The 10,578-nt window shown below is 56.1% G+C and carries 10 protein-coding genes and 4 tRNA genes; all 14 read right to left on the bottom strand.

Going from position 1 to position 10,578, the window contains the following annotated elements; genetic code table 11:
* Positions 1–37: 37 nt before the first annotated feature.
* On the bottom strand, positions 38–4,111 hold the full coding sequence (gene rpoB, locus ACM6G4_RS24420; protein WP_053162836.1) for a DNA-directed RNA polymerase subunit beta: 4,074 nt from the start codon (positions 4,109–4,111) through the stop codon (positions 38–40).
* Between the two features lie 220 nt (positions 4,112–4,331).
* The gene (rplL, locus tag ACM6G4_RS24415; protein ID WP_007970414.1) at positions 4,332–4,697 is read right to left on the bottom strand and encodes a 50S ribosomal protein L7/L12; all 366 of its coding nucleotides are present in this window, start codon (positions 4,695–4,697) and stop codon (positions 4,332–4,334) included.
* 75 nt (positions 4,698–4,772) lie between these two features.
* Positions 4,773–5,273 (bottom strand): 50S ribosomal protein L10, encoded by a 501-nt coding sequence (gene rplJ, locus ACM6G4_RS24410; RefSeq protein ID WP_007970413.1) that lies wholly within the window; start codon positions 5,271–5,273, stop codon positions 4,773–4,775.
* 198 nt (positions 5,274–5,471) lie between these two features.
* Positions 5,472–6,167 (bottom strand): 50S ribosomal protein L1, encoded by a 696-nt coding sequence (gene rplA / locus ACM6G4_RS24405; RefSeq protein WP_003186095.1) that lies wholly within the window; start codon positions 6,165–6,167, stop codon positions 5,472–5,474.
* Positions 6,167–6,598: a 50S ribosomal protein L11 gene (gene rplK, locus ACM6G4_RS24400; protein WP_007933726.1), complete on the bottom strand. Its 432-nt coding sequence runs from the start codon at positions 6,596–6,598 to the stop codon at positions 6,167–6,169. The genes rplA and rplK overlap by 1 nt, the downstream gene beginning before the upstream one ends.
* A gap of 117 nt (positions 6,599–6,715) precedes the next feature.
* Positions 6,716–7,249, bottom strand: coding sequence for a transcription termination/antitermination protein NusG (gene nusG, locus ACM6G4_RS24395; protein ID WP_007984405.1), 534 nt, complete (start codon positions 7,247–7,249; stop codon positions 6,716–6,718).
* 9 nt (positions 7,250–7,258) lie between these two features.
* Complete coding sequence (secE, locus tag ACM6G4_RS24390; RefSeq protein WP_007984402.1) at positions 7,259–7,627, bottom strand: preprotein translocase subunit SecE; 369 nt, start codon at positions 7,625–7,627, stop codon at positions 7,259–7,261.
* Between the two features lie 45 nt (positions 7,628–7,672).
* A tRNA-Trp gene (locus ACM6G4_RS24385) sits at positions 7,673–7,748 on the bottom strand.
* A gap of 174 nt (positions 7,749–7,922) precedes the next feature.
* Positions 7,923–7,998, bottom strand: a tRNA-Thr gene (locus ACM6G4_RS24380).
* Positions 7,999–8,024: 26 nt separating this feature from the next.
* Positions 8,025–8,098 (bottom strand) — tRNA-Gly (locus ACM6G4_RS24375).
* Positions 8,099–8,122: 24 nt separating this feature from the next.
* Positions 8,123–8,207, bottom strand: a tRNA-Tyr gene (locus tag ACM6G4_RS24370).
* 143 nt (positions 8,208–8,350) lie between these two features.
* Complete coding sequence (locus tag ACM6G4_RS24365; RefSeq protein WP_056728980.1) at positions 8,351–8,791, bottom strand: hypothetical protein; 441 nt, start codon at positions 8,789–8,791, stop codon at positions 8,351–8,353.
* A gap of 7 nt (positions 8,792–8,798) precedes the next feature.
* Positions 8,799–9,548 (bottom strand): pantothenate kinase, encoded by a 750-nt coding sequence (locus ACM6G4_RS24360; protein WP_414914786.1) that lies wholly within the window; start codon positions 9,546–9,548, stop codon positions 8,799–8,801.
* Entirely contained in the window at positions 9,538–10,497 is a 960-nt protein-coding gene (gene birA / locus ACM6G4_RS24355) for a bifunctional biotin--[acetyl-CoA-carboxylase] ligase/biotin operon repressor BirA (protein WP_056728984.1), read from the bottom strand. Before birA ends, ACM6G4_RS24360 begins: the two co-directional genes overlap by 11 nt.
* Positions 10,498–10,578: the final 81 nt, after the last annotated feature.

The raw sequence follows: 10,578 nt of genomic DNA, 5'->3' as shown, positions 1-10,578 counted from the left end.
CGGGCAATCCTGCCCCGCTCTCGATTCGCGTCACGTGTTATTCGGTTTCCAGATCGATATCGATGCCGAGGGAACGAATTTCCTTGATCAACACGTTGAAGGACTCGGGCATGCCCGGCTCCATACGGTGATCGCCATCCACGATGTTCTTGTACATCTTGGTACGGCCGTTCACATCGTCCGACTTCACTGTGAGCATTTCTTGCAGAGTGTAAGCGGCACCGTATGCTTCCAGTGCCCAGACCTCCATCTCCCCGAAACGCTGACCACCGAACTGCGCCTTACCACCCAGCGGCTGCTGGGTAACCAGGCTGTACGAACCGGTAGAACGAGCGTGCATCTTGTCGTCTACCAAGTGGTTCAGCTTCAGCATGTACATGTAGCCAACGGTAACCGGGCGCTCGAACTTGTTGCCGGTACGGCCGTCGGTCAGCTGCATCTGGCCGCTTTCTGGCAGGTCCGCCAGTTTCAGCATGGCCTTGATTTCGCTTTCCTTGGCGCCGTCGAACACTGGAGTGGCCATTGGAACGCCGCCACGCAGGTTTTGAGCCAGGTCCAGGATTTCCTGGTCCGAGAAGTCATCGAGGCTTTCCTGACGACCGCCGATCTCGTTATAGATCTCGTGCAGGAACTTGCGCAGCTCGGCAACCTTGCGCTGCTCTTCAATCATGCGGTTGATCTTCTCGCCCAGACCTTTGGCCGCGAGGCCCAGGTGGGTTTCAAGGATCTGACCGACGTTCATACGCGAAGGTACGCCCAACGGGTTGAGGACGACGTCGACCGGGGTGCCATTGGCATCGTGCGGCATGTCTTCAACCGGCATGATCACGGAGACCACACCCTTGTTACCGTGACGACCGGCCATCTTGTCGCCCGGCTGGATGCGACGACGGATTGCCAGGTAAACCTTGACGATTTTCAGCACGCCTGGAGCCAGGTCATCGCCCTGCTGCAGTTTGCGCTTCTTGTCTTCGAACTTGTCGTCCAGCAGACGGCGACGATCAACGATGTAGGCCTGAGCCTTCTCGAGCTGCTCGTTCAGAGCATCTTCAGCCATGCGCAGCTTGAACCACTGGCCGTGCTCAAGACCGTCGAGAACTTCGTCGGTGATGTCCTGGCCTTTCTTCAGACCGGCGCCGCCTTCGGCTTTGTGGCCGACCAGAGCGGAACGCAGACGTTCGAAAGTAGCACCTTCAACGATACGGAACTCTTCGTTGAGGTCCTTGCGGATCTCGTCCAGCTGGGACTTCTCGATCGACAGGGCACGAGCATCACGCTCAACGCCGTCGCGGGTGAAGACCTGTACGTCGATGACAGTACCCTTGGTACCGGTAGGTACGCGCAGGGAAGTGTCTTTAACGTCGCTGGCTTTTTCACCGAAGATCGCACGCAGCAGTTTTTCTTCCGGAGTCAGCTGGGTCTCGCCTTTCGGAGTGACCTTACCGACCAGGATGTCGCCTGCGCCAACTTCGGCACCTACGTAAACGATACCGGCTTCGTCCAGCTTGTTCAGAGCCGCTTCACCCACGTTCGGGATGTCGGCGGTGATTTCCTCTGGGCCAAGCTTGGTGTCACGAGCCACACAGGTCAGTTCCTGGATGTGGATCGTGGTGAAGCGGTCTTCCTGAACAACACGCTCGGACAGGCAGATGGAGTCTTCGAAGTTGAAGCCGTTCCATGCCATGAACGCGATGCGCATGTTCTGACCCAGTGCCAGTTCACCCATATCGGTGGACGGGCCGTCGGCCATGATGTCGCTACGCTGAACCCGATCACCCTTACGCACCAGCGGACGCTGGTTGATGCAGGTGTTCTGGTTGGAGCGGGTGTACTTGGTCAGGTTGTAGATGTCGACACCGGCTTCACCGGTTTCAACTTCGTCATCGGCAACACGAACCACGATACGGCTGGCGTCGACGGAGTCGATCACGCCGCCACGACGAGCCACGACGCAAACGCCGGAGTCACGGGCTACGTTTCGCTCCATGCCGGTACCTACCAGCGGCTTGTCAGCGCGCAGGGTTGGTACAGCTTGACGCTGCATGTTCGAACCCATCAACGCACGGTTGGCGTCGTCGTGCTCGAGGAACGGAATCAGCGACGCAGCAACCGAAACTACCTGCTTCGGCGATACGTCCATCAAGGTGACGTCTTCCGGCGCCTTGACGGTGAATTCGTTCAAGTGACGAACAGCTACCAGTTCGTCGATCAGGACTTTCTTGTCGTTCATCGTGGCCGAGGCCTGAGCGATCACGTGATCGGCTTCTTCGATGGCGGACAGGAACACGATCTCGTCGGTGACCAGAGCGTCTTTCACCACGCGGTACGGGCTTTCCAGGAAGCCGTACTGGTTGGTGCGCGCATAAGCGGCCAGGGAGTTGATCAGACCGATGTTCGGACCTTCCGGCGTTTCAATCGGGCATACACGACCGTAGTGAGTCGGGTGTACGTCACGAACTTCGAAGCCGGCGCGCTCACGAGTCAGACCGCCAGGGCCGAGTGCGGAAACACGACGCTTGTGGGTGATCTCGGACAGCGGGTTGTTCTGGTCCATGAACTGGGACAGCTGGCTGGAACCGAAGAACTCTTTCACCGCCGCAGCCACTGGCTTGGCGTTGATCAGGTCTTGCGGCATCAGGCCTTCGCTTTCAGCCATCGACAGACGCTCTTTGACCGCACGCTCAACACGTACCAGGCCAACGCGGAACTGGTTCTCGGCCATTTCGCCTACGCAGCGAACACGACGGTTACCCAGGTGGTCGATGTCATCGACGATGCCTTTACCGTTACGGATGTCGACCAGGGTCTTCAGTACCGCGACGATATCTTCCTTGCACAGCACGCCCGAACCTTCGATCTCGGTACGACCGATACGACGGTTGAACTTCATCCGGCCGACCGCAGACAGGTCATAGCGCTCAGGGCTGAAGAACAGGTTGTTGAACAGGGTCTCGGCAGCGTCTTTGGTTGGCGGCTCGCCAGGACGCATCATGCGATAGATCTCGACCAGCGCTTCCAGTTGGTTGCTGGTGGAGTCGATCTTCAGGGTGTCGGAGACGAACGGACCGCAGTCGATATCGTTGGTGTACAGAGTTTCGATGCGAACAACCTGAGCCTTGGCGATTTTGGCCAGGATCTCGGTGTTCAGCTCGGTGTTGCACTCTGCCAGGATTTCGCCGGTTGCCGGGTGCACGATGACCTTGGCGGTTGTACGACCCAGGACGTAGTCCAGAGGCACATCCAGCTCTTTGATCCCGGCTTTTTCCAGCTGGTTGATGTGGCGAGCGGTGATACGACGACCCTGCTCGACAATAACCTTGCCCTTGTCATCCTGAATATCGAGGACAGCGATTTCACCGCGCAGGCGCTGAGGCACCAGCTCCAGGCTCAGGGTCTCGCCCTTCACATGGAATACGTTGGTGGTATAGAACGCGTCCAGCACTTCTTCAGTGGTATAGCCCAGCGCGCGCAGCAGTACCGATGCAGGCAGCTTGCGACGACGGTCGATACGCACGAATACGCAGTCTTTCGGGTCGAACTCGAAGTCCAGCCACGAACCGCGGTAAGGAATGATGCGCGCGGAGTACAGCAGTTTACCGGAGCTGTGCGTCTTGCCACGGTCGTGGTCGAAGAACACGCCCGGGGAACGGTGCAGCTGGGAAACGATTACACGCTCGGTACCGTTGATTACGAAGGTACCGTTTTCAGTCATCAGGGGGATTTCACCCATGTAGACTTCTTGCTCTTTGATGTCCTTGATCGCTTTGTTCGACGACTCTTTGTCGAAAATGATCAGGCGCACTTTTACCCGCAAAGGTACGGCGTAAGTTACACCGCGCAATACGCATTCTTTGACATCAAATGCCGGTTCGCCCAGGCGATAACCGACGTACTCCAGCGCAGCATTGCCGGAGTAGCTGATGATCGGGAAAACGGATTTGAAGGCCGCATGCAGGCCCACGTCGCGGAACTGATCTTTAGTCGCTCCCGCTTGCAAGAATTCACGATACGAATCCAGCTGGATGGCCAGGAGGTACGGCACATCCATGACGTCCGGCAACTTGCTAAAGTCCTTGCGGATACGTTTTTTCTCAGTATATGAGTAAGCCATCAGCGTTCCCCAGCTTGGTCACCTGCTTGTTTGGCCCCTCCCGACGGGAGCAGCCAGAAAATCGTGCAAACCCCATGGTTTGCGCCACCGCATCGGGTGGTTACAGCACGTTATCGGCACCGACCCAGTCGGCTGCCAATAACGGAAAAAGGCCGGTGGCAAGAGCCACCAGCCATCAGCCTGTCGCTTAACGCTCGGGCTGGAGGAGCAAAGTCGATGCTTACTTCAGCTCGACTTTAGCGCCTGCTTCTTCCAGCGCTGCTTTGGCTTTGTCAGCTGCGTCTTTGGCAACAGCTTCCAGAACCATGGCAGGTGCGCCGTCAACTACAGCCTTGGCTTCTTTCAAGCCCAGGCCGGTCAGTTCACGTACAGCCTTGATCACGTTAACTTTCTTCTCGCCAGCTTCGGTCAGCATGACGTTGAATTCGGTTTGCTCTTCAGCAACGGCAGCAGCAACAGCTGGACCAGCCGATGCAGCAGCAGCGGTAACACCGAATTTTTCTTCGAAAGCTTTGATCAGCTCAACAACTTCCATTACGGACATGTTGCCAACTGCTTCAAGGATATCGTTCTGAGAGATAGACATGAATCTAATTCCTGATATTGGGGACGGCCTACGCGACCATCGAAAAAAACAAAAAACGCGAGAAGTTGACGAGCCTTAGGCTGCAGCAGCTTCTTTCTGGTCGCGAATTGCCGCCAGAGTACGAGCCAACTTGCTGGTAGCGCCTTGAATCACGCTCATCAGCTGAGAAATTGCTTCGTCACGGGTCGGCAGAGTTGCCAGTACGTCGATTTGGTTAGCTGCGAGGAACTTGCCCTCGAACGCAGCTGCCTTGATCTCGAACTTGTCCTGACCCTTTGCGAATTCCTTGAAGATCCGGGCAGCAGCGCCTGGATGTTCCTTGGAGAACGCAATCAGGGTAGGGCCAGTGAACACGTCGTTGAGGACACTGAATTCAGTGTCAGCAACAGCGCGCTTGAGCAGGGTGTTACGTACAACACGTACGTAAACGCCAGCTTCACGAGCCTCTTTACGGAGTCCGGTCATCGCGCCTACTGTTACGCCACGGGCATCAGCCACGACAGCGGACAGAGCGACTTTGGCAGCCTCGTTGACTTCAGCGACGATGGCCTTCTTGTCTTCGAGTTTAATTGCCACGGGTTTAACTCCTGCTTGTTACCGTTTCATCTGGTCGAAACCGGATGTCGTTTTGGTGTCTGATTCGGTAAGGAACCGGGAGCACCATCTGCGTAGGCTTGTGGTTTAAGACTTGCGTCGCCTACGGTCTTGGATAGCCCCCGCCAGGCAGGGACCCCAATTTTTCAATTGGCGCAATCGCTTGCGCCAACTTGTGTCTTACGCGTCGAGCGAGCTTTGGTCGATGACCAGACCTGGGCCCATAGTGGTGCTCAGGGTAACGCGCTTGACGTAAATGCCTTTCGAGGAAGCTGGCTTGATACGCTTCAGATCAGCGATCAGGGCTTCAACGTTTTCCTTCAGCTTGACGGCATCGAAGCCGATCTTGCCAACGGAAGTGTGGATGATGCCGTTTTTGTCGGTGCGATAACGAACCTGACCAGCCTTGGCGTTCTTAACCGCGGTAGCTACGTCTGGAGTTACGGTGCCGACTTTAGGGTTAGGCATCAGGCCACGTGGACCGAGGATCTGACCCAACTGACCTACAACGCGCATTGCATCCGGGGATGCGATCACTACGTCATAGTTCAGGTCGCCGCCTTTCATTTCGGCAGCCAGGTCGTCCATGCCTACGCGGTCAGCGCCGGCAGCCAGAGCGGCTTCAGCAGCTGGACCCTGGGTGAACACAGCAACGCGAACGGTCTTGCCAGTGCCGTGTGGCAGCACAGTAGCGCTACGAACGACCTGGTCGGATTTACGCGGGTCAACACCCAGGTTTACAGCTACGTCGAACGACTCGCTGAACTTGACAGTCGACAGCTCAGCCAGCAGGGCAGCGGCGTCTACAAAGTTGTAGGCCTTGCCTGCTTCGATTTTGCCGGCGATAGCCTTTTGACGCTTGGTCAGCTTAGCCATTACACACCCTCCACGTTAAGGCCCATGCTACGAGCAGAACCGGCGATAGTACGCACGGCTGCTTCCATATCAGCTGCAGTCAGATCCGCGTTTTTGGTTTTCGCGATTTCTTCCAGCTGAGCACGAGTCACGGTGCCAACCTTAACGGTGTTCGGACGAGCGGAACCGCTGGTCAGACCGGCCGCCTTCTTCAGCAGAACCGAAGCAGGGGTGGATTTGGTTTCGAAAGTGAAGCTACGGTCGCTGTAGACAGTGATGATCACTGGAGTCGGCAGACCTGGCTCAAGACCCTGAGTACGGGCGTTGAAAGCCTTGCAGAATTCCATGATGTTCACGCCGTGCTGACCCAGAGCAGGACCAACAGGTGGGCTTGGGTTAGCCTGAGCGGCCTTCACTTGCAGCTTGATGTAAGCGGTAATCTTCTTGGCCATGAGGCACTCCAATTACGGGTTCGAACGCCTCGAGAGGCTCCCCGGTTACTTGCGCGTTTATCCCAGTGACGACAAAACCCCACAGCCTACGGCTGCGGGGTTGGGATTTTTGTTCAACTAGACCTTTTCGACCTGGCTGAACTCGAGCTCCACCGGAGTAGAGCGACCGAAAATGAGCACTGCGACCTGGATCCGGCTCTTTTCGTAGTTAACTTCTTCAACAACACCGGTAAAGTCTGCGAACGGACCGTCATTGACACGCACCGACTCGCCCGGCTCGAACAACGTCTTCGGCTTCGGCTTGTCGCTGCCATCGGCAACGCGGCGCAGAATCGCTTCTGCTTCTTTATCGGTGATTGGTGCAGGCTTATCGGCAGTACCGCCAATGAAACCCATCACCCGAGGCGTATCCTTGACCAAGTGCCAAGTACCCTCGTTCATATCCATCTGCACCAGCACATAGCCAGGGAAGAATTTGCGTTCGCTTTTGCGCTTCTGGCCATTGCGCATCTCGACCACTTCTTCAGTGGGAACCAGAATCTCGCCGAAGCCATCTTCCATACCAGCCAGCTTTACGCGCTCGATCAGCGAGCGCATTACATGCTTCTCGTAACCGGAGTAAGCATGCACAACATACCAACGCTTAGCCACGGGACACCCTTAGCCGACGATCAAGGAAACAAGCCAGCCGAGCAGGGAATCAAGCCCCCACAACAGCAACGCCATAACCAGGACAACAGCCACAACGATCAACGTGGTCTGCGTGGTTTCTTGGCGAGTTGGCCAAACGACTTTACGAATTTCGGTGCGCGCTTCCTTAACCAGTACAAAGAAAGACTTGCCCTTGACTGTCTGCAGGCCTACAAAGGCAGCTACGGCAGCAATAGCAAGCAATGCGAGTACGCGGTACAGGATCGGCGAAGCAGAAAAGTACTGATTGCCAACAACGCCAACAACCACCAGAGCGACTACTACAAGCCACTTGAGGAGGTCGAAACGAGAGCCTTGAGCTTCAGCTTTAGGAGTCATCTATGAAGATCCTGTGAAAAGAAAGCCAGACACACCGAGTGAATCTGGCAGGTCAGGAGGGAATCGAACCCCCAACCTACGGTTTTGGAGACCGTCGCTCTGCCAATTGAGCTACTGACCTAAAACAAAATCAGGCCGACCATTATGCCGACCCGAAAAAGACTTTACAACACTTACGAGGCAATCCTGGCTGCAACACCGACATCCATGACACCGGCAACCCTCAGAAACACAATCAGGCGCAACCACTACCACCTAAAACAAAGGCAGATATTTTCATATCTGCCTTGTTATATGGAGCTCTTGAGCGGATTTGAACCGCTGACCTCACCCTTACCAAGGGTGTGCTCTACCAACTGAGCTACAAGAGCGTAACACTGTGCAAAACCCGTAAACTTGGAGCGGGTAGCGGGAATCGAACCCGCATCATCAGCTTGGAAGGCTGAGGTTCTACCACTAAACTATACCCGCGAGGCTTACAGCTCTCGCTAAAAATGGTGGAGGGGGAAGGATTCGAACCTTCGAAGTCGTAGACGTCAGATTTACAGTCTGATCCCTTTGGCCGCTCGGGAACCCCTCCTAAGCGAGCCGGCATTCTACATCATGCCAGCCTTCTGTCAAGCATTTTTCTCATTAAAAACCTGAGCTTAGCTGCGTTGACCTCGCTTCACACCGCTTACCGTTTCCGGTGTTCGCTGTGGAGCGGGCGCCATTCTATGCAAACTATTCGGTGGGTGCAACCCCCTCGCACGGCATTATTTTATGTTTTAACTCATTGAATTCTTTAGAAAGGTTTTGCAGCTGCAAATCGTCCAGCCAACGCCGGCTTTCCGGTGCGATACGCACCCAATACGCCGCTCCTTCAGCCGCAGCTTTCGGCAGGGACTGAAACTTGACCTCCATCCCGCTCAAACGACGCTCAACCGCCTGTGCGGCCTCCTGGCGCGCATAGCCGCCCAGATAAAGGCAGCCATTGTCTGCCGAGGCAGCTTTTCCCTTATCCTTGGATACGTCACTTGCTTCGCTCAACAAGCGAATATCTTGTTGAGATCCGCGATACAGACTCAAAGGCGTGACATCCTTCGCGCGCAAAGGAGCCTCTTGTTGATGCCAGATGTAGTAGAAGCCATTGAGGACAAGCAGCAGCAGAAACAACCAACGCATAAAAACCTCAGGACAAGGGACAGGCCATGGCCAATCCGACAAACACCAAGTCCGGAACAACCCTGGCCTGAGGCACGACCTCGGCAACCAGGCTCGCATCCCCCCCGGTGAGGAACACGACAAAGTCCTCACCCCAGTAACTGCGCGCCAACTCGAGCTGGGTCAGCACGAAGCCGCGCAACATCAACAGACAACCACGCTCTACAGCCTCGACAGTCGCGCGACCAGGAACAAGACTTTCCTGAGCCTGCTCGGCCGCCAGATCCCCATAACGAATTTTGCGGGTGTGGGTGCGCAACTGGTTGCGCATCAACGGCATCCCTGGACAGATGAAACCACCCAGGTGCTCTCCATCCGCCGCGATAAAGTCAGCGGTCACGGCCGTACCGAAATCGAGCACCAGACACGCACCCGAGGCCAGATGAAAGCCTCCGAGCATTGCGAGCCAGCGATCCAGCCCCAACCGCTCAAACTCTTCATAGCCATTGCGCACGCCTGACATTTCGCGAGCAGGCGTTGCGCATACAACCGGCACATCAAAGGTATCGCCGAGCAATGACGTCAACGCAGCGGTTTCCTCCGCGGTCCTGACGCTCACCAACCGGCAAAACGTGAGGGCAAGCCCTTTGATCGCCCCCAAACCCTCCAGCAATCCAAGATTGGAATCGACGACCCCTTCACCGAGCACCTGCCCGGCATTAGCGGCAAGCACACGCCACTTGATGAAACTATTCCCACAATCGAGCTCAAGAATCATCACGCAACCTCAGGCTCAACTCACCACCACTGAAGACTTTCTCCACACCATCCACCTTCAGGCGCAAAGCGCCCTGGCCATCAATACCAAGTACTTCACCATCAATTTGATTGACGCCGGCAATCAAGGACACGCTTCGCCCCTGCCATAGATGATTTTGCTCCCACTCCGACTGGATGGCCAAAAAACCACCCGCCTGGTGACGAGCCAGGTATCGCTGCAGCATCTCCCCCAGCACCGCAACCAATTGGTTGCGGTCAAAAAATTTGCCTGACTCGAGCCGCAGGGATGTCCATTGCTGGTCCACCTCATCAGCGGACTGCATGTTCACATTGATCCCCACCCCCAGGACCACGTGGCACACATCAGCAGGATCACCAACCAACTCGAGCAGTATTCCCGCGATCTTTTTCTGGCCTACAAGGACATCGTTAGGCCACTTCAATCCAGCGGATGCAATACCGAGCTCGCGCAACGCCTGCAAGACAGCGAGCCCAACGACAAGACTCAAGCCCTCCAGCTGGCGCATCCCACCATCAATGCGTAGCACCAGGCTGTAATAGACGTTTTCTGCGAATGGACTGACCCACTTGCGACCACGCCGCCCGCGTCCGGCTGTCTGCCGCTCCGAAAGCACCACAAAGGGTGCCGCTTGCCCACGCTCGATAGCGCGCAGTGCTTCGGCATTAGTGGAGTCGATTGAGTCGTAAACCTGGACGGGCCAGGCGCAGGAGTGCGCCTGAGCGCTAATCTCGGCAGGATCGAGCAGCGCCAATGGCGCGGACAGTTGATAGCCGCGCCCACGAACCTTATGAATAGACAGACCCAGCTCAGCTTCCAAATGCTGAAGCTGCTTCCACACAGCACTACGACTGACGCCCAGGGCGGCACCCAATGCTTGACCCGAATGGAATCGGCCATCTTTAAGAAGCTTTAACAACGTCAGCATGCAGGTCTCGCCTCACAATGAGGCCCGCATGATAGCCACGCATCGAGCGATTGCATAGAAATCCAGCAGACGTGGCTTTCT

Origin of the sequence: Pseudomonas sp. IT-P258, from assembly GCF_949767825.1 — a bacterium.
GTDB lineage: Bacteria > Pseudomonadota > Gammaproteobacteria > Pseudomonadales > Pseudomonadaceae > Aquipseudomonas > Aquipseudomonas monachiensis.
This window is presented reverse-complemented; position numbering and strand designations above follow the sequence as displayed.